Annotated in this window: 18 protein-coding genes; 15 read left to right on the forward strand and 3 right to left on the reverse strand. The window is 54.8% G+C overall.

Annotation, left to right across the window (positions count from 1 at the left end; all coding sequences use genetic code 11):
- Positions 1 to 108: 108 nt before the first annotated feature.
- Complete coding sequence (locus CSTAT_RS01940) at positions 109 to 1170, reverse strand: HAD-IB family hydrolase (protein ID WP_066792354.1); 1062 nt, start codon at positions 1168 to 1170, stop codon at positions 109 to 111.
- 135 nt (positions 1171 to 1305) lie between these two features.
- Here CSTAT_RS01940 and CSTAT_RS01945 point away from each other — a divergent pair, with 135 nt between their 5' ends.
- From CSTAT_RS01945 to CSTAT_RS01985, 9 genes are all read left to right on the forward strand, one after another.
- Positions 1306 to 1521 carry a glutaredoxin family protein gene (locus CSTAT_RS01945; RefSeq protein ID WP_066792355.1) on the forward strand — a complete coding sequence of 72 codons (216 nt, stop codon included), beginning with the start codon at positions 1306 to 1308 and terminating at the stop codon, positions 1519 to 1521.
- A gap of 226 nt (positions 1522 to 1747) precedes the next feature.
- On the forward strand, positions 1748 to 3100 hold the full coding sequence (locus tag CSTAT_RS01950) for a glutamyl-tRNA reductase (protein ID WP_075722294.1): 1353 nt from the start codon (positions 1748 to 1750) through the stop codon (positions 3098 to 3100).
- 11 nt (positions 3101 to 3111) lie between these two features.
- On the forward strand, positions 3112 to 4005 hold the full coding sequence (gene hemC, locus CSTAT_RS01955) for a hydroxymethylbilane synthase (protein ID WP_075723764.1): 894 nt from the start codon (positions 3112 to 3114) through the stop codon (positions 4003 to 4005).
- A gap of 297 nt (positions 4006 to 4302) precedes the next feature.
- Complete coding sequence (locus CSTAT_RS01960; protein ID WP_075722295.1) at positions 4303 to 6027, forward strand: uroporphyrinogen-III synthase; 1725 nt, start codon at positions 4303 to 4305, stop codon at positions 6025 to 6027.
- Positions 6028 to 6101: 74 nt separating this feature from the next.
- Positions 6102 to 7094: a porphobilinogen synthase gene (hemB, locus tag CSTAT_RS01965; RefSeq protein ID WP_075722296.1), complete on the forward strand. Its 993-nt coding sequence runs from the start codon at positions 6102 to 6104 to the stop codon at positions 7092 to 7094.
- A gap of 20 nt (positions 7095 to 7114) precedes the next feature.
- Positions 7115 to 8038, forward strand: coding sequence for a cell envelope integrity TolA family protein (locus CSTAT_RS01970; protein ID WP_075722297.1), 924 nt, complete (start codon positions 7115 to 7117; stop codon positions 8036 to 8038).
- 73 nt (positions 8039 to 8111) lie between these two features.
- Entirely contained in the window at positions 8112 to 8597 is a 486-nt protein-coding gene (locus tag CSTAT_RS01975) for a hypothetical protein (RefSeq protein ID WP_075722298.1), read from the forward strand.
- A 59-nt stretch (positions 8598 to 8656) separates the two neighbouring features.
- Entirely contained in the window at positions 8657 to 9715 is a 1059-nt protein-coding gene (gene hemE, locus CSTAT_RS01980) for a uroporphyrinogen decarboxylase (protein ID WP_066792360.1), read from the forward strand.
- On the forward strand, positions 9716 to 11137 hold the full coding sequence (locus tag CSTAT_RS01985) for a protoporphyrinogen oxidase (RefSeq protein ID WP_075722299.1): 1422 nt from the start codon (positions 9716 to 9718) through the stop codon (positions 11135 to 11137).
- A 79-nt stretch (positions 11138 to 11216) separates the two neighbouring features.
- Here CSTAT_RS01985 and CSTAT_RS01990 read toward each other — a convergent pair whose 3' ends face one another.
- Complete coding sequence (locus CSTAT_RS01990) at positions 11217 to 12053, reverse strand: NAD(P)-dependent oxidoreductase (RefSeq protein ID WP_075722300.1); 837 nt, start codon at positions 12051 to 12053, stop codon at positions 11217 to 11219.
- Positions 12054 to 12092: 39 nt separating this feature from the next.
- On the opposite strand from CSTAT_RS01990, the gene CSTAT_RS01995 reads away from it, so the two are divergent.
- Positions 12093 to 12407 (forward strand): DMT family transporter, encoded by a 315-nt coding sequence (locus CSTAT_RS01995; protein WP_066792363.1) that lies wholly within the window; start codon positions 12093 to 12095, stop codon positions 12405 to 12407.
- Here CSTAT_RS01995 and CSTAT_RS13760 read toward each other — a convergent pair.
- A complete protein-coding gene (locus CSTAT_RS13760; protein WP_244892877.1) occupies positions 12404 to 12739 on the reverse strand; it encodes a hypothetical protein in 336 nt (111 codons plus the stop codon). The two genes, CSTAT_RS01995 and CSTAT_RS13760, sit on opposite strands and share 4 nt — an antisense overlap.
- A gap of 315 nt (positions 12740 to 13054) precedes the next feature.
- Here CSTAT_RS13760 and hemL point away from each other — a divergent pair, with 315 nt between their 5' ends.
- Genes hemL through CSTAT_RS02025 form a run of 5 tightly spaced genes read left to right on the forward strand, consistent with a single transcriptional unit; the run spans position 13055 to position 18123 of the window.
- The gene (gene hemL, locus CSTAT_RS02005) at positions 13055 to 14386 is read left to right on the forward strand and encodes a glutamate-1-semialdehyde 2,1-aminomutase (RefSeq protein ID WP_075722302.1); all 1332 of its coding nucleotides are present in this window, start codon (positions 13055 to 13057) and stop codon (positions 14384 to 14386) included.
- 7 nt (positions 14387 to 14393) lie between these two features.
- On the forward strand, positions 14394 to 15002 hold the full coding sequence (locus CSTAT_RS02010; RefSeq protein ID WP_066792366.1) for a histidine phosphatase family protein: 609 nt from the start codon (positions 14394 to 14396) through the stop codon (positions 15000 to 15002).
- A 36-nt stretch (positions 15003 to 15038) separates the two neighbouring features.
- Complete coding sequence (locus CSTAT_RS02015; protein WP_066792367.1) at positions 15039 to 15656, forward strand: TlpA disulfide reductase family protein; 618 nt, start codon at positions 15039 to 15041, stop codon at positions 15654 to 15656.
- Positions 15657 to 16448 carry a cytochrome c biogenesis CcdA family protein gene (locus CSTAT_RS02020; RefSeq protein WP_066792368.1) on the forward strand — a complete coding sequence of 264 codons (792 nt, stop codon included), beginning with the start codon at positions 15657 to 15659 and terminating at the stop codon, positions 16446 to 16448. It abuts the gene before it with no gap.
- 28 nt (positions 16449 to 16476) lie between these two features.
- Positions 16477 to 18123 (forward strand): cytochrome c biogenesis protein ResB, encoded by a 1647-nt coding sequence (locus tag CSTAT_RS02025; protein WP_066792369.1) that lies wholly within the window; start codon positions 16477 to 16479, stop codon positions 18121 to 18123.
- Positions 18124 to 18239 lie beyond the last annotated feature (116 nt).

Here is an 18239-nt window from a genome sequence, read left to right on the forward strand (position 1 = left end):
AAAAGGCTCTGAGTCTCCACTTCGGTGGGAGCTCAGAGCCTTTTTCGTGAAATACCGCGTATTAGGTGTTACCGGCTGCAGGTGGTGGGTGCACGCGCCCCAATAGGATTATTGCTCCTTACCGCCCCGTTTGAGTAAGAAGCGCCAGCTGCCAAACGAGAACGCTGCGGTAACTAGAGCGGGGAGGCCATAGGCGCGAATAGCGCGGCGTACTGAGCGATAATCACGGATGAGCCAATCTCTATCTTCTGCGATATCGCGTAATTTCCGGTCGGGGTTGATAGCAACAGCGGTGCCGACCATGGACAGCATCGGCACGTCATTGGCAGAATCAGAATAGGCAGTACAGCGGGGAAGATCGAGGTTTTCGATGGTTGCCAGTGCCGCCACTGCATGACGTTTGCCAGGCCCGTGCAAAATATCGCCGACTAACTTGCCGGTGAATTTACCGTCTTTGACCTCAGCTACCGTGCCAAGCGCGCCGGTAAAACCAAAGCGATGCGCGAGAATCTGGGCCAGCTGCACAGGCGTTGCCGTCACCAGCCAGACTTGCTGGCCAGCATCCAAGTGCATCTGTGCTAACTCACGCGTACCTGGGTAGGCACGCCGGGCCATCGAGTTATCAACGATTTCTTCGCACAGGGCCACCATGTCTTCGACCGAGCGGCCTTTGAAAAAATCCAGCGCCAATTCGCGGCCTTTATCCACATCTTGGGCATTTTCTTTGCCGGAGATACGGAATTTCAGCTGCTTCCACGCAATGGTTCTGATTTGTTTGAAGGTTAAAAACCTTTTGCGCGCAAGCCCAAGACCAAAAGAAATCAGCGAGGAACCCTGAATCAGAGTGTTATCGACATCGAAAAAGGCCGCGGTGCCGCTATCGATAGGAATATCGGGATCTGCGGCTGTGATGTGTTTGGCACCGGCGGCATCAAAAGAGCCGGAAACAGAGTCAACACCCTTGGCATAAGAATCTAAATCGAGGTCATAGACCTCATTAATAGCAGCGGCAGCGGCTGCTTCACCAGCTTCACGCTGCGCTTCATCATCAATAGGCGGCAGGTAGGTATTTTCTAGGAAATTACGCAGGTTGCCGCGGCTAGCTGTCCAGTTGGCTAAGAAATCGCGAGGAGAATCTGGAAAGCCGGGAGGGGTAGGGTGAGATGTCATCGCGTTCCTGGGGAAGAAGTTAAAACTTAAAGTCTTTCAGTAATGTTTCTATAGTAATGGTTTTCAGCCCACCCGTCTTGTTCAAAGTAGCAAGCGGAGAATTTAAGGAGGAGCGCTATCCATACCGTCGAATTGATGGTTCGCACCACCTGCGGATCGTGCAAGCGTGTACATGAACAAATCACACCAGTTGTTGCTGCAGCAGGTGCTGAATTAGTGGTGCGTAATGTTGACCACGATCCGGAGCTCGCGGCGGAATACGGTGACCGTGTACCGGTTGTAGTAGTTGATGGTGAAGAATTTAGCGCCTGGGAAGTCGACAACGAAGAATTAGCTGCTGAGCTTTCTTAAAACACGTGCGCATAGGCTGCAGTTCGGGATCCGTCGCCTAAAAGGGTATCCTTTGGTTTGATGTAAGTTATCGTACTTTTTATTGATATGCGTAGTGCTGCGTGTGACACGCTGAAATCCCCTAATGACGCTGCCTTTGGCGCCAGCTTTAAAGCCCGGATAAAGCTTTGAAAGTCATCGCTGTCGTTGCTGTTGTCGCTGCACTCGTACACGTGGAGGAATGTTCATGAGCATGCTCGTTGTGGGAATGTCCCACCAGTCAGCCCCAGTGGCACTGCTTGAACGGCTCAGTATGGATGACACGGTTCGCAATGATACGTGTGAAGTTTTAGTGTCAAAGCCTTCATTGTCTGAGGCAATGATTGTGTCAACGTGCAACCGTTTAGAGGTCTACACCGTGACCAATTCTTTCCACACTGGTGTCCAAGATGTGGTGAAGGTGCTAGCTGGTAACTCCGGCGTAGATGAAGATGAGCTGCGCGGATACCTATACGTGCGCTATGCCGATGCCGCAGCAGAGCACTTGCTCACGGTTACCGCTGGGCTGGACTCGATGGTGGTCGGCGAACAGCAGATTATTGGCCAGGTGCGCACGGCTTATCAGCTAGCAGCAGAGCAGGGCGCGGTAGGGCCGCGCATCCATGCGCTCGCGCAGTCTGCGTTGCACACCGGCAAGCGCGTGCATTCGGAAACCGACATTGATGAAGCCGGTTCTTCCATGGTGTCTTTCGCCTTCGATCAGGCCATGATGGCCATGGGCGCGGTGGATCTCAAGGGCAAGACGGCTCTAGTGCTGGGCGCGGGCGCGATGTCTTCCTTGGCTGCGACGCAGGCGGGCCGGTTGGGCATCGACAAGCTCATTATTGCCAACCGCACTTTTGATCGCGCGGAACGCCTTGCAGGTCATGCACACGAGGCAGGGGTCCACGCTGAGGCCATCGAGTTTCATCGGCGTACCGCAGTGCTTGACGATGTCGACGTGGTCATCTCCGCCACCGGTGCCCAAGAATTCACGCTGACCAAGCAAGATATTCCAGCGGGGCACAACTTAATGATCATTGACCTGTCATTGCCGCGCGATATTGATAATGCCGTGGCAGAGCTAGACAACGTTACCTTGATCAATATCGAGCGCCTGAGCAATTCGCTCGATGCGGCCGATACTGAAGTCGCAGGCGGCGCCGACCCCCAGGTGGCAGCGCGCGCTATTGTGCGGGAAGAACTCGAGGCATATAGCTCTGCACAGCGCGTACGCGAGATTGTTCCAGCGGTTGCAGCTTTGCGCCGCCGCGCGGCTGATGTCGTGGAATGCGAATTAGGTCGTCTGCAGCAAAAATCCCCCGATTTAACGGATGAACAAATTGGTGATGTCTCCCAAGCCTTAAAGCGCGTAGTAGACAAACTTCTCCATGAGCCGACCGTGCGTGCGAAGAAACTCGCCGCAAATTCCGGTACCGTGAGCCATGAAACTGCACTTCAAGAACTATTTGGACTGCAGCTTGAAGGCTCCGGTGTATCCGTAGATGTCAAAGAGCTCCCCGAAAATCTTGATGCTTCCGTTTCCGGAAAGGATGTTTAACCATGGCTGAACTGAAAAAGATTGGCACCCGCGGATCCAAACTTGCCACCACCCAGGCAGGACATGTGCGCGACTGGATTACAGATAATGGCACGCCTAGTGAATTACATATTGTGACCACCGAAGGCGATATCAATATGGCGCCGGTTGAGCGCATCGGTGTTGGGGTATTTACCCACGCTTTACGTGAAGCGCTGCATGCACAAGAATGCGATATCGCCGTGCACTCTTTCAAGGATCTGCCGACCGCGCCCGATGAGCGCTTTCACCTCATCGTGCCCAAACGCGAAGACAACCGTGAAGCACTTATCGCACGCGATGGTCTGACCTTGGATGAACTTCCTCAAGGTGCCAAGGTCGGCACCTCGGCGCCACGACGCATCTCGCAGCTCAAGGCGCTGCGCCCGGACCTGGATATCCGCCCACTGCGCGGCAATATTGAAACGCGCATGTCTTATGTCACCGATGGCGAACTCGATGCCGTCATGTTGGCTTATGCCGGCCTAGTGCGCGCGGGCTACGCCGATCGTGCAACCCAGGTATTTTCCCCTGATGTGCTGATGCCGGCACCAGCACAAGGCGCACTGGCTGTGGAGACTAACGCTGAAGATGCAGAGCTGGTCAACGCGATTAATTGTATTGCAGATGCCAAGGCCGGCCTGCAGGCAGCAGGCGAGCGCGCCATCTTGCGCCGCCTGGAGGCAGGATGCACCGCACCGGTGGCTGCAACCTCTGTGATTGATGAGGATATTATTACCGTCCACGGCGGCGTCTTTGCCCTCGACGGCTCCCGTCAGGCAGTCGCCTCTGAAACCGGACCGTTGGAAAATGCTTATGAAATCGGCGTGAAGGTCGCGGAAGCACTTATTGAACAGGGCGCTTTTGAAATCATTGAAGCCAGCTAGGAGCCATTAAATAGGTGTGAGATGGCACCTGATATAGGCGCGGGTTTTGATTGCTGCCTATTCAACTTATATGGTGTAAATATCACAAGGTCTATTGCGGATGTTTTATCGGCTCCCTTTAAGGGCCCCCAGGGTTGGAAAACCCTGGGCTTTTGGCCGTAATGACCAGTTCATATTTTCCGTTTTCCACATTGGCTCAACGGTCTTTAGCGCACAGCGCAGTCATCGGCACGTTGTAGATGGTGGCGTGTGATAAAGACCGTCCTGATCGCCGTTGATATTAGAAAAGAACCTTTAATGAGCAATGCCGTGCCCCAGCTTGGCAAAGTTATCTTCGTTGGCGCAGGCCCAGGAAATCCTGAGTTACTGACCGTTCGCGCCCGTGAAGTGCTAGCCCACAATGCGATAGCGATCGTAGACCCTGAGGTATTAAACGGCGTAAGAGACATAGTCGGTACCGCTTTACCTGTTCCGGAAGACAAGCTCGCGGCTCATGAAGCTGAATATGAGCAGATGGTGGCGGACGCGAAGGCGCAAGGCGCACGCCGCAAGCCACCGCGTCCAGCGGCACCGACTGCTGCGGAATTGCGCGAAGCAACTCCTACCAACGGTGAATCCGGGGTAGAGGCCAACGTTGCTGCAGTCCAGCAAGGCTTGGAAGACGCTCAGGCTTTTGCTGTGGAGTACTCGCATCCAGAATCTTTAGACGTTATTCGTCTGGTATCCGGCAACCCTTTAAACCGCGCCTCCATTAAGGCGGAAATCTCCGCTGTGGCTGCTGCCGGTCTAGAGTTCCAGGTCGTACCAGGTATGTCTTTGCCTTCGACCGTGCCCTCTTTTGCTGGTCTGGCTTTAGGCTCCACGTACACAGAAGCGGATGTCACCGATGGGGATGTGGACTGGGACCTTTTAGCCCAGGCGGCGCAACCTTTGGTTTTACAAGCAACAGCTGAGCATCTGCCTTTGATTTCCCAGGAACTTTTGTCTCGCGGATTGCCGTCAGAGATGGAAGCGTTTGTGACTGTGCACGGCACCACCCGTTTGCAGCGCACTTATGAAACGAACCTGGGGACCATCGGCAAGCTTAATGCTGAGTTAGTAGGGCATTTAGTGATTACTTTGGGACGTAGTTTTGATGACCGCACGAAGTACTCGTGGTGGGAAAACCGCTCCTTGTATGGCTGGCGCGTCTTAGTGCCACGCACCAAGGCGCAAGCGGCAGCGATGTCTGCGCGCTTGGCCTCCTATGGTGCAATTCCGCAGTCGGTACCAACGATTTCTGTGGAGCCACCCCGCAACCCTGCGCAGATGGATCGCGCAATCAAGGGCATTGTGGAAGGCCGCTACAAGTGGATCGTGTTTACATCGGTCAACGCCGTGACCGCGGTGTGGGACAAGATTGCTGAACTTGGCCTGGACGCGCGTGATTTCGCCGGTGTTAACCTCGCTGCCGTGGGGGAGAAGACCGCCGATGCCATCCGCGAAAAGGGCATGAGCCCTGAGGTCTTGCCAAAGCCCAACCGTCAAAATGCTGAAGGTCTGGTGGATGTATTCCCGAACTTCGTCGAGGATATCGACGCTGTCGGCCGCGTACTTTTGCCACGCGCTGATATCGCCGGCGAATCCCTAGTTACTGGCCTTGAAGCTTTGGGCTGGGAAGTTGATGACGTCGTGGCTTACCGCACTGTGCGCGCGGCACCGCCATCAGCTGAAGTTCGCGACATGATTAAATCCGGTGGCTTTGATGCCGTGGCCTTTACTTCGGGCTCCACCGTGCGCAACCTTGTTGGCATCGCCGGCAAGCCGCACCAGCGCACCATCATCGCGTGCATTGGCCCATCGACGAAGGCTGCAGCAGAAGAGATGGGGCTGCGCGTTGACGTTGTCCCAGAAGTCGCCGACGTGCCAGCGCTTGTCGATGCTTTGGCCGACCACGTCGCCGCCCTTCGCGCCGCAGGCAACCTGCCTGCACCGCGCAAGAAACGCCGCGCGCGTAAGAAGACGGTTAAAGTCGAAGGGTAAAGAACTAAAGTTCTTTACCTAGATATAAGTAAGGTTTTAGCCTTATACCGCAAGACAAAGGAGCCTGATTAAAGGTGAGCTATTTTCCACAACGTCGTCCCCGTCGTCTCCGCCAAAACCCTGCCATGCGGGATTTGGTTGCGGAAACACAGCTTTCACCACGCGATCTCATCTTGCCGATGTTTGTGGCCGATGGAATTGATCAACCCAAAGAGATTTCTTCCATGCCGGGCGTCTACCAGCACACTGAAGAGTCTTTGATCCAAGCCATCCGCGAGGCCCAGGAAGCCGGCGTGCGCTGCGTTGACCTCTTCGGCGTTCCACGAGAAGAAGACAAAGATGCTCAAGGCTCCCCAGCGTGGGATCCAGAAGGCATACTAAACCGTGCTTTGACCCGGGTGCGCAAGGAATTCGGAAATGACATTTTGATCATGGCTGATACCTGCCTGGATGAGTTCACCGACCACGGCCACTGCGGCGTGCTCGATAGTCAAGGCCGCGTCGATAACGATGTAACACTCGAGCTGTACGTCGCTATGTCCATCGCGCAGGCGCGCGCTGGTGCACATATCGTGAGCCCTTCGGGCATGATGGACGGCCAAATTGGCGCTATCCGTGAAGGCCTCGACGCTGCAGGCTTTGAAGATGTTGCAATCATGGCCTATTCCGCCAAGTATGCTTCGGCCTTCTTCGGACCTTTCCGTGAAGCAGTCGGTTCTTCTTTGGAAGGCGACCGACGCACCTACCAACAAGACCCTGCGAATTACCGCGAGTCGATGTTGGAAGTAGACCTCGATATCGAAGAGGGTGCGGACTTTGTCATGGTCAAGCCAGCTCTTCCTTACCTCGATGTACTGGCTGGTACGGCTGAACGCTCGCCAGTGCCAGTTGCGGCTTACCAGGTCTCTGGTGAGTACGCGATGATTAAGGCCGCTGGTGCAAATGGCTGGGTTGATGAGCAAGCCGTTATGATGGAGTCTTTAATCTCGATCAAGCGCGCTGGCGCTGACCAGATTTTCACCTACTTCGCTACTGAAGCAGCACGAATCTTAAACCAGCAGGTTTAAAACAAGGAGGCCTCCCCACAGTGATTTCCGTGCCATTGACTGCCCAGCAGCGCTTTGCTGCTTCGCAGGACTTAAACCCCGGCTCTCCGGAAGCTTCTTCGGAAACGGGCGGGAATCCCGGGGAGGGTGACACCCACGGTAGCGGGAATCAACCTGCGCCGACTCCTCCTGCCAAAGACAGCAAGCCGGCAGATGCTAAAAGGCCGGAATCAGCTCAGTTGCTCATCAACGTTATGGGCGGCGCGCTGATTCTGGAGTTTATCCACCAGGTATTTTCTTTCATCCTGGCGGTGTTGAACTTTGATGTTCTCAAAGCCACCGCAAAACGCACCGTGGGGGAAGAGTCAGCTTTTTCTGACACCCTGATTAACCTCACCGCATGGGGTTCGCTGGCGATGACCACGCTTATTTCCCTGGTTATCATCGCGGTGCTGGCGTCCATGGTGTGGCTTTTTAATAAACAGTCCAAGCACGCTGGTACAGCGCGACGCATGCTGTTTATCTTTTCTTTGTATTTTACTTTCCGTCTCTTCCTGGTATTTATGACCAGGCCTGCCACGGGCACGGATTCTCCCGATTGGCTCTATGTCATCGATGGGTCTTTGCAGATTCTCGTCGGCGTTGCCGCAGTTCTAGTGATTGTCTTTGCTAATCGTTCTGAGACTTTGGAATACACCGGCGAGATGGAAAAGCTTCGCCAGCTCGAGCAAGAACAAAGGAAGCTACAAGAACAGCGGGCTCGGGAAGCCAGAGAAAAGCTCAACAATGCCGATAAATCAGGCAAGTCCGGCAAGTCGGGTAAGGCTGGCAAGAATTCGCCGAAGGTGCACGACGAAGCAGACTATGGCACCTTCAAAGGCATGATTGGTCGCTGGTTTAAAGGCGGCAAAAATGACAAGAACGACAAGAACGATAAACACGACAACACCAACGGCAAAAACTAGGTCGTCTAATAAACTTGGCCGTGGGTAAAATTGTGGCCAACTAGCGAATTAAAAGCCTTAAAGGAAGCACGCGATGGATGATTACGATCGACGGCAAGGCCCGGTTGACTACAACCGCGCATACACTCCGCCACGCGTGCCGCAGGAAGTTTCGCCTGCGTCTTTGCGCTGGGCTTATTGGGCACTGGTAGCAGCTGCCGTAGTGATGCTCTGTGCGGGACTATTCGGCATTTTTGAAAACGGTCCCGAATCTGGAATGGATGAACCAGGCGCGGTAAAATTCAACCGCTATTTGATTGCCGGGTTCAATATTGTCGGCGCCATTATCTTCTCCGTCATTTCTCCGCAATTGGCGCAGGGCTCCAAATTGGGCCGCCGCATCATCACCGTCACCGCAGCCATCGTGCTATTTATCATCGTCGCAGGTTTCCTGATCGGTGTCTCGGGCTTCTTCTTAGTTATCATCCCGGTGCTCATCGCCATCGCGCTATTACTGATGTTTAGACCTGCCGCAAATGACTTCATCGCGAAGAAAGCTGGTAGCCCAACTTGGGATTAATAGCCGCGCCACACTGCATGACTCATACTTTTGGACGATAGTGGGGCATAATGTCATGTATGTCGAAACGTAACCTCACCAATGCTCCCTTGCTTGATGCTGCAGCTGGTAAGACCCCGTCACGCCCGGCCGTATGGTTTATGCGCCAGGCTGGTCGTTCACTTCCTGAATACCGCACAGCACGCGAAGGCATCTCGATGTTGGATTCGTGCTTCATGCCAGAACTCCTCGCCGAAATCACCCTCCAGCCAGTCCGCCGTCATGATGTCGACGCGGCGATCTTGTTCTCCGATATTGTTGTCCCGCTCCGCGCCGCAGGAATCGGCGTAGACATTGTTGCCGGCCGTGGACCGGTCATGGATAAGGCGGTACGCACCCGCTCCGATATCCACAATCTTCCAATCTTGGACCACCACGTCGACGAAGTCGCCGATGGCATCAAGATCATTTTGGATGAACTCACCGATACCCAAGCTCTCATCGGCTTTGTGGGCGCGCCCTTTACCTTGGCTTCCTACCTGATTGAAGGTGGTCCATCTAAGAACCATGAAATCACCAAGGCGCTCATGCACTCCGATCCGGAGACCTGGCATGCCTTGATGAAGCGCCTGGTGCCAACGATTATCAACTTCCTCGACGTTCAAATCGAGGCAGGCATTGATGCCATGCAGCTCTTTGACTCGTGGGCAGGCTACCTCAACCGTGATGACTACCGCGAGTACGTGCTGCCATATTCCACGGAAATCCTGGAGCATGTTGCAGGTGTTGTCCCACGCATCCACTTCGGTGTGGGCACTGGCGAGTTGTTGCCAGCGATGGCTGAAGCAGGCTCGGAAGTCATGGGTGTGGATTACCGCGTGCGTATGGATGAAGCAGCTGAGCGCATCCACGCGGCGCACGGTGCACACGCATTGCAGGGTAACTTGGATCCTGCACTGCTTTTCGCTGGCGATGATGCGGTTCGTAAGGCTGTACGTTCTATTCGTGACCAGGTGGCCACTGCGCAGGCCGCAGGCCACGCAACCGGACATATCTGGAACTTAGGACACGGCGTATTGCCCACCACGGATGCTGAAGCGATTACGCGTGCAGTAGCAATTATCCACGAGGAGGGTTAAATGAGAATTGCCATTGTTGGCGCAGGTCTAGCGGGATTAACCACCGCATATGAGCTTCGAGGCGGAGACTTAGGCGCAGATGCGCATATCGATGTCTTTGAAGCCTCGGATCGCATTGGCGGCAAGCTGTTTACGGTGCCGTTTAATGATGGGCCCGTCGACCTTGGCGCTGAGGCATTTTTAGCACGCCGCGAAGATGCTCTGGAATTTTTTACCGAACTGGACCTCGCCGATTCTCTGGTGGAACCTTCCGGCAAGTCCTCGTTGGTGTACTCCCAAAGCAACCTGCAGGATCTCCCACGCGGGGGAGTCATGGGTATTCCATCAACCTCCGCGCCGGTAGCCCACCTGGTCAGCGAAGAAACCGTACGTCGCATCGACGCGGAAAATGATGCAGAGGCAATCGATTGGACCGTGGGTGAAGACCGCAGCATTGGCCAACTCGTGCGCGAGCGCTACGGCGATGAAGTAGTCGACCGCATTGTCTCATCACTTCTGGGCGGAGTGTATTCCTGCCTCGCTGATGATTTAGGTGTACGTGCAACCGTGCCGCAGCTAGCAGAAGCACTTGATTCCTTGGCACAGGCCGGGGAAAAGGTCACCCTCTCGGCTGCAGTGGCGCAGATTGAGAAGTCACGGCCTGCGCCTAGCGATGGCCCAGTAAAGCCAGTCTTTAATGCCTTTGCAGGTGGCTATGCCGAACTCTATGAAACCTTGGCGGAAAAATCACAAGCAGATATCCACCTGGATACCTTTGTTTCTGGGATTACGTTTGATGCCAAGACGTCGAAATACACCATCACGGGCCAGGGTGTCCCCGGTGATACGGAGGCTTATGACCGCGTTGTCGTGGCAGCGCCAGCGCCAACGACTGCGCGTTTGCTGAGCAAGGTTGCTCCCGAGGCAGCCGCTGCGCTCAAGCCCGTAAAGCTGGCCAGCTCCGCGGTCGTGGGATTGAAATTCGATTCCGATGCTGGCTTGCCCGATAACTCCGGGGTGTTGATTGCTGCGGATCAACCTGGCGTGCACGCTAAGGCTTTTACCTTTAGCTCGAAGAAATGGCCGCATCTGAAAGAGCGCATCGGTGATGGTGCACTGATTCGGGCCAGCTTCGGACGCTTTGGCGATGACGCCCTCGCGCGTGAAGAAGAAGATACGTTGGTCGATTACGCCCTAGATGATCTACTGACCATTACTGGCTTTGATGCGCGCGCTGCGGGCGTGAGCGAAATCTACACCCAGCGCTGGTTCGGCGGGCTGCCACGGTTTGATGACAACCACCTAGCGACCGTAGCGACCGTGCGTGAAAAGATCGCTGCGCAGCCAGGCCTAGAAGTTACCGGTGCTTGGGCTGGGGGAGTGGGCGTGCCAGCGGTTATCGCTGATGCCCGTGCTGCTGCGCAGCGGATCCTGGGTAGCTAAAGCTTCGGCTTAAAACCTGGCAAAACAAACCCCAGCCTGCTTTTCTTCGGGAAAGTGCAGCGCTGGGGTTTAATGATTTTTAATCCTTGCGGTAGACGAAAATAGAGGAGAAGTCCTCATCGCCGTGGCCGAGTTCTTGTTGGCGTTCAAAGTTCTTGATGGCAGCTTGAACTGCAGGCAGTTCTTGCTTGGCGGTATCCACCATCAACTTAGAGTCTTTGCACAGCGCATCCACGGTGAAATCACCCGGGGCAGTCTCACGTTCGCCCAGGATAAACGGTGCCTTCATATTCTTCATGAAAGCAAGGCCCGTGATATCGAGCATCTTCAAGGTCTCTTCTTCACCCAAGCCTTCGGCCTCGCCCAGTGCCAAAGCTTCGAGAACACCCTGCGCGGTGACTGAGAGCGCTAAGTTAGCCAACAGCTTGCCGGTCGCAGCTTTCGCAGCGGAATCCACGCCGATGAGCTTGTTCTCACCAGCCCATGGACGAGCAATCTCTAATGCCACCTCGCGGCGGGCATCATCCGGGGTGCCTACATAGACACCCAATTCGCCATTGCGTGCAGGAATCAAAGAACCAACGACTGGCGCGTGGACATAAGAATCAACCGCGTCTGCGAATTCGCGTGCTGCCTCTGGAGAGACGGTGGTGGTATCAATCCACGTCACGCCCGGCGGAATGAGGTGCTGTGAGATAACAACCTCACGGATATCATCTGGTCCGAAGAGGGAGGTAATAATGACCTCGGCACCATCAACGGCAGCAGCAGGCGAATCCGCGAGTTGTGCTCCTTCATCAACCAATGGTTGCGCGCGCTCGGGTGTGCGGTTCCATACGGTTACTTCGTGGGATTTCATCACATGGAGCGCTAATTCTGAGCCCATGCGTCCAGTACCTAAAAATGCAATCTTCATAGTTGCCCATTGTGCCAAAGATTGCCAAAGTAGGATCTTATGGCATGGATCATTTTAGTTCTCTCGGGTGCATTTGAATCAGTATGGGCAATCGCGCTTTCCAAATCTGATGGATTTACCCGCCTGTGGCCGGTGGTGACCTTCTTTATCGCTGCAGCTATTTCCATGGGTGGGCTGGCATGGGCGATGAAGTACCTGCCGGTCGGCACAGCCTATGCCGTCTGGGTAGGCATCGGCGCATCCATAACCGTTATTTACTCTTTTGCTACCGGCCAAGAAGCCGTGACTGTCCTCAAGATTGTTTTTCTGCTGATGATTGTGGCAGGGATAATCGGCTTGCGCGTGGTTAATTAAGGTACGACCAGGCGGAAATCAGGCAGGTTGGTGCCGGGGAGTTTCAACACGGGTCCCTTCTTCGCCGGTTCCTGTGGTGCTGGAGCTGGCGCAGGTCGCGGAGGAGCAGGACGTGCTGGTGCAGGCGCAGGTTGCGGTGCTGGTTGTGGCGGCGGCTGCGGGGCCGGGTGCTCCATCACGGGAGCCGCCGGAGCAATTGGGGCGACCGGAGCAACAGGTTCTGCTGGGGCAGCAGGCTGCGGACCCTCTGGTTGATTTGCTTCTGGAGAGCGCGAAGCGCTCGAAGAAGCGGACGTTTGCTGTGATGTCGGTGACTGTTCGAGGCGCTTCACAAACTCCGGGTTGCGCGATATAGGCTGTGGTAAATGCGCTGGTTGCCACGATTGCACGTCATGCGAAGCGGTACGTGTGACCGGTTCTTCCTGTGCGCAAGCGCTTAAACACACGCCTGCCAGCCCAAGCATTAACCCAACTAGCAGCGGATATCGCTGGCGGTGGGTGGGTGAAGAAGGGATGGATGGAACATCGACAATCATTGCGAAACCCCCGAAATATTTTCTGCAACTTAATTGTGAGTCTAACCTGAGAAAATCAAAGCTGCATCACAGCAATTACTCAAACTTTTGTATGGCGGCAAAATACGTACAATGAGGGCTATGGCTTCTTCCCCGGACTCCTTGAATTCTTCTCAAACTTCTACTTCTGCGCAGTGGTTTTCCCGCGCCACTAAGGTCACCCCAGGCGGTGTGAATTCCCCCGTACGTGCCTTTGGTTCCGTCGGTGGGCAAGCGCGCGTGATTGCCTCGGCAAAGGGCTCGCAGCTCACGGATGTCGACGGCAACACCTTTGTTGACCTGGTCGGCTCTTATGGCCCGATGATTCACGGCAATGCACACCCTGACATCGTTAAGGCTGTGCAGGAAGTAGCTCAAGATGGCTTGAGCTTCGGTGCTCCTACCATCGGGGAGACCTTGCTGACGGAAGAAATTATTTCCCGTACCGCTGCGGAAAAGGTTCGCCTGGTCAACTCCGGTACGGAGGCCACCATGTCTGCTGTGCGTTTGGCACGTGGCTTTACTGGCCGCGCGAAGGTCCTGAAGTTTGATGGCTGCTACCACGGTCACGTGGATGCGCTCTTGGCTGCTGCCGGATCGGGCGTTGCTACCTTGGCTTTGCCAGATTCACCTGGTGTCACCGGTGCGGCTGCGGCAGATACCATCGTTGTGCCTTATAACGACTTGGATGCGGTCAAGCAGGCTTTTGCTGATAACCCAGGTGAGATTGCCTGCATTATTACTGAAGCTGCCGCCGGCAACATGGGCACGGTAGCACCCGCGGAAGGCTTCAACCAGGCACTGAAAGATATCGCGCATGACGATGGTGCCTTGCTGATTATCGATGAGGTTATGACCGGTTTTCGCACCTCGCATCAGGGTTGGTTCGGCGTGGACCATGTTGCCGGTGATTTGGTGACCTTCGGCAAGGTTGTCTCTGGTGGCTTGCCCGCTGCTGCTTTTGGTGGCCGCGCAGACATCATGGATTACCTCGCACCGGTTGGTCCGGTCTACCAGGCGGGTACGTTGTCCGGTAACCCAGTGGCCATGGCATCGGGTTTGGCATCGCTCAAGCTTGCCGATGAATCCCTGTACCCACGCCTTGCCGCGCATGCAGACCGCCTGTCGGATTTAATCTCTTCGGCACTTTCCGCTGAGGGCGTAGCGCACCACATGCAGCGTGCATCTTCGATGCTTTCTATTCGCTTTGCCGAAGGCGAAGGCTGCAACTTCGATGACATGAAGGCGGCTGATACCTTCCGCTTTACCCCGTTCTTCCACGAGCTTTTGAATGCTGGCGTCATGGTTCCGCCAAGCCCATTTGAGACCTGGTTTGTATCTGATGCCTTAACGGACGATGATTTTGAGGTAATCGAAAAGGCTCTCAAGCCTGCTGCCCAGGCAGCTGCTCAAGCGGAAGGATAATCCAGCTGTGACGAAAACTCTCGTCCACCTCGTGCGCCACGGCGAGGTCCACAATCCCGATAAAATTTTATACGGCCGCATTCCTGGCTATCACCTGTCGGCACGTGGGCATTCCATGGCGGCACGCACGGCAAAAGCCTTTGAAGGCCACGACGTCGCATATTTGGCGGCATCGCCGTTGCAGCGCACCCAGGAAACCGCGCAGCCTTTTGCCAAAGTCACGGGGCTTGATGTGGAAGTTGATAAGACCCTGATTGAATCGGGCAACCGCTTTGAGGGTCTGCACGTCAAGGGTCTGCGTTCGGCATTGTGGAATCCGCAGCGGTGGCCGCTTCTGCGAAATCCACTGCAACCAACTTGGGGTGAGCCATTCTCCGAAATTGCTTCGCGCATGATGGATGCCGTGGAACGTGCACGAGTTGAAGCTGAAGGCCGTGAAGCTATTTTGATCAGCCACCAGCTGCCGATTGTCATGGTGCAGCGGACGGTCTTAGGTTTGCGTCTGGCGCATGCGCCGTGGAACCGTGAGTGTGATTTGGCATCCGTGAGCACGTTGGTGTTTGACGGTGAGCAGATTATTGACATTTTCTACTCTTCACCTGCCCAAAGTATCTAAATATACCGCACCATTTACTTCTAGAAAGTCTTCTTCATGTTTGCTTCTAAGCGCCTAGCGTCAGCAGTTATGATCGCTGCCGCCAGCGTGGTCTTAGCCTCGTGTGCTCAAGATTCTGAGAATGCCCAAAATGCCGTTGCTACTGGCGCGACCTTTGAATTCATCACCCCTGGCGGCCAGCAGGAGATTTTCTATGACGAAGTAGACCGCAAGCCTTTGCAGTCTTTCTCAGGCGAATCCCTGATGGATGAATCTGAGACTATCTCCTTGGATGATTATGAAGGCCAGATTGTGGTCTTAAACTCCTGGGGACAATGGTGCGCACCGTGTCGCGCAGAAGTCGATGACTTACAGCGCATCCAGGAGGATTTGGAAGAGCGCGATCTGGGCACCGTGTTGGGCATCAATGTGCGCGACTACAACCCGCAGATTGCCCGCGATTTCAAAGAAGATAATGGCGTAACCTTCCCGTCTATCTATGACCCACCATTTAGAACTGCGGCTGCACTCGGTGGTGTTCCTACCTCCGTGGTGCCGACGACTATTGTCTTGGACTCTCAGCACCGCCCAGCGGCAGTGTTCTTGCGAGGTATTACGGACAAGGAAATCACAGAGGTCGTTGATAGTCTCGAACAGGAACAGGCGAGCAAGTAAGTGACTGAAATTGGAAGCGCCTTCGCAGACGCCGCCGCAGGTGGGCCGCTGCTTTTGGGGCTATTGGCTGCTGCTGCCGCTGGACTAATCTCTTTTGCCTCGCCCTGCGTGGTGCCGCTGGTACCGGGCTATATGTCTTATCTTGCAGGCCTTGTCGGTGGGCAAGTGGAGTTTAAAAATAACCAGCCGGTGGTCACCAAACAACGCCAATGGGCAGTCGTCGGTGCCGCGCTGTTGTTCATTGTGGGCTTTACCGTCGTCTTTGTGCTCGCGACCGTGTCTGTCTTCGGCGCTATTTCGATGCTTACCCTCAATGCTGATGTGCTCATGCGCGTTGGTGGCATAGTCACCATCTTGATGGGCATTGTCTTTATGGGTGGCATTGGCTTTATGCAAAATGACACCCGCATGGCTCCGAAGCGCTGGACCAATTGGCTGGGTGCGCCGCTTCTGGGAGGCGTCTTTGCCCTGGGGTGGACACCGTGTCTAGGCCCAACACTGGCGGCAATTATCTCGGTCTCGGCTGGTACCGAAGGCATGACCGCGATGCGTGGCACGTTGCTAATCATCGGCTACTGCTTAGGGCTGGGTTTGCCCTTCTTGCTCGTCGCCTTGGGTTCAGCACGCGCGATGCGCAGTATCGAATGGATGCGCAAGCATTCCCGCATCATTCAGATCATCGGTGGCATCACCATGATCATCGTTGGTATTTTGCTCGTCTCGGGCGCATGGGCATATTTCATCAACTGGGTTCGTCAATGGACCGTCGAATACGGCATGACGCTGATTTAAGCGTAAGGAATAGGAGACCGTCCACATTATGAAGAAAATCAGTACCGCCCTCCGCAAGGCCTGGCACTGGCTGACCAGTATGCGCACCGCGTTGGCACTGCTGTTTTTGCTTGCACTTGCCGCGATTCCCGGATCGCTTTTGCCACAGCGTGATTTAAACGAGTCCAACGTTAATGACTTCATTGCGTCAAATGGGCGCGTGGCAGAAATCTACGACAAGCTTCAGCTTTTCGATGTTTTCTCCTCCACCTGGTTTAGCGCGATCTTCGTATTGCTTACCATTTCTTTGGTGGGCTGCATCATCCCGCGTTCGTGGGATCACTACAAGGCGTGGAAGACGCCACCAACGCGTGCGCCGAAGAACTTAAACCGCATGCAAATGCATGCCAAGGGCGAGTCTGAGCGCAGCTTTGAGGAGATGCGCACGCAGGTGAAAACCCGGCTGAAGAAGTGGCGTGTCTCGGAATTTTCTGCTGAAGAAGACCGCGCGGGTGCGTACACGATTTCCGCAGAACGTGGTTATGGCCGTGAGTTGGCAAACCTGATCTTCCACATCTCTTTGGTAGCAGTATTGCTCACGGTCGCTTTCGGCCGCTTGGTCTACTACGAAGGCCAGGTCATCGTGATTACCAATACTGGTTCTACGGATCTGGAACAGTCGACCGAATTTTGCAATACTTCCTTGTCGAACTATGACAGCTTCCGCGCGGGCCCGCTTTTCGATGGCACCGGTCTGCACGAATTCTGCATCCAAGCCCATGACTTTGTGGCGGATTACCTGCCTAATGGCCAAGCAGAGATGTTTACCTCGAATATCTCCTATGCCAAGGGTGAGGACATCTTTAATGACCCAGAGACCTGGGAAGATTACCAGCTTAAGGTCAATCACCCGTTGCGTACGGATAACAACCGCATTTACTTGCAGGGACATGGTTTTGCCCCAACCATCACCGTGGAATGGCCAAATGGCGAAAAGCGCACCCAAACGGTGCAGTTCCGTCCCGATGACCCAACCTTCTTCCTCTCTTCTGGCGTGATGCGTTTCGATCCACCAGCGGGCATGTACCCGGACCTTTATGATCGCCGTCAAAACCAGCTGGCGATTCAAGGCCTGTTTGCTCCTACTGCGAGCTGGGATGGCGACAACGGTGAGCTGTTGACTTCGAGCTACCCATCCATGACTGACCCAGCCATGGCGGTGGATATCTACCGTGGTGATGCTGGCCTGGACACGGGCACCGCGCAGTCCATCTTCGACTTGGATTCCACTTTGGTGCACTCCGGTCAGCTGCAGCGCATCGACCGCGTGAACCTGACAATGGATGAGTCAGTGACCTTGGACGATGGCACCACGGTAACTTTTAATGGCGCCAATGAATTCGCGAACTTCCAGGTTTCTTATGACCCAACCCAAAAGTGGGTTTTGGTCTCGGCGATAACCATGTTGGTGTCTTTGGTCTTCTCTCTGGTCATTAAACGCCGCCGCATCTGGATTCGCCTCCGCCCATTGGATGTCGCATCCAATGGAAGCGCCGGAACAGGGATTGAGATGGCAGGTCTGGCTCGTACCGACCGCGCAGGCTGGTCCGAGGAATTCGACGAACTCTACCGCGAGCTTCTCGAGTTGCCCGACCCGGACGAAGTCGAAGAGGACGAATTATTCTCTGAGGACTAAAACCCTCATTCATAGTGCTCAACGCCCTACACCTCATCCATCTAAAGTTGGTTAAGGTTAGACAAAAGTAGTAGGGTGATGAACATATAAGCCGCTTTGTGGTGGTCTAACTCCGA

The organism is Corynebacterium stationis (assembly GCF_001941345.1).
Classification (GTDB): domain Bacteria; phylum Actinomycetota; class Actinomycetes; order Mycobacteriales; family Mycobacteriaceae; genus Corynebacterium; species Corynebacterium stationis.

Bases quoted from the DNA above. Each gene is read 5' to 3' on its own strand.
- CSTAT_RS02025 (WP_066792369.1), top strand. From the start codon at position 16,477: ATGAAGAAAATCAGTACCGCCCTCCGCAAGGCCTGGCACTGGCTGACC.
- hemE (WP_066792360.1), top strand. From the start codon at position 8,657: ATGTCGAAACGTAACCTCACCAATGCTCCCTTGCTTGATGCTGCAGCT.
- hemL (WP_075722302.1), top strand. From the start codon at position 13,055: ATGAGGGCTATGGCTTCTTCCCCGGACTCCTTGAATTCTTCTCAAACT.
- CSTAT_RS01950 (WP_075722294.1), top strand. From the start codon at position 1,748: ATGAGCATGCTCGTTGTGGGAATGTCCCACCAGTCAGCCCCAGTGGCA.
- CSTAT_RS02015 (WP_066792367.1), top strand. From the start codon at position 15,039: ATGTTTGCTTCTAAGCGCCTAGCGTCAGCAGTTATGATCGCTGCCGCC.
- CSTAT_RS01940 (WP_066792354.1), bottom strand. From the start codon at position 1,170: ATGACATCTCACCCTACCCCTCCCGGCTTTCCAGATTCTCCTCGCGAT.
- CSTAT_RS01945 (WP_066792355.1), top strand. From the start codon at position 1,306: ATGGTTCGCACCACCTGCGGATCGTGCAAGCGTGTACATGAACAAATC.
- CSTAT_RS01995 (WP_066792363.1), top strand. From the start codon at position 12,093: ATGGCATGGATCATTTTAGTTCTCTCGGGTGCATTTGAATCAGTATGG.
- CSTAT_RS01985 (WP_075722299.1), top strand. From the start codon at position 9,716: ATGAGAATTGCCATTGTTGGCGCAGGTCTAGCGGGATTAACCACCGCA.
- CSTAT_RS01990 (WP_075722300.1), bottom strand. From the start codon at position 12,053: ATGAAGATTGCATTTTTAGGTACTGGACGCATGGGCTCAGAATTAGCG.
- CSTAT_RS01960 (WP_075722295.1), top strand. From the start codon at position 4,303: ATGAGCAATGCCGTGCCCCAGCTTGGCAAAGTTATCTTCGTTGGCGCA.
- CSTAT_RS01975 (WP_075722298.1), top strand. From the start codon at position 8,112: ATGGATGATTACGATCGACGGCAAGGCCCGGTTGACTACAACCGCGCA.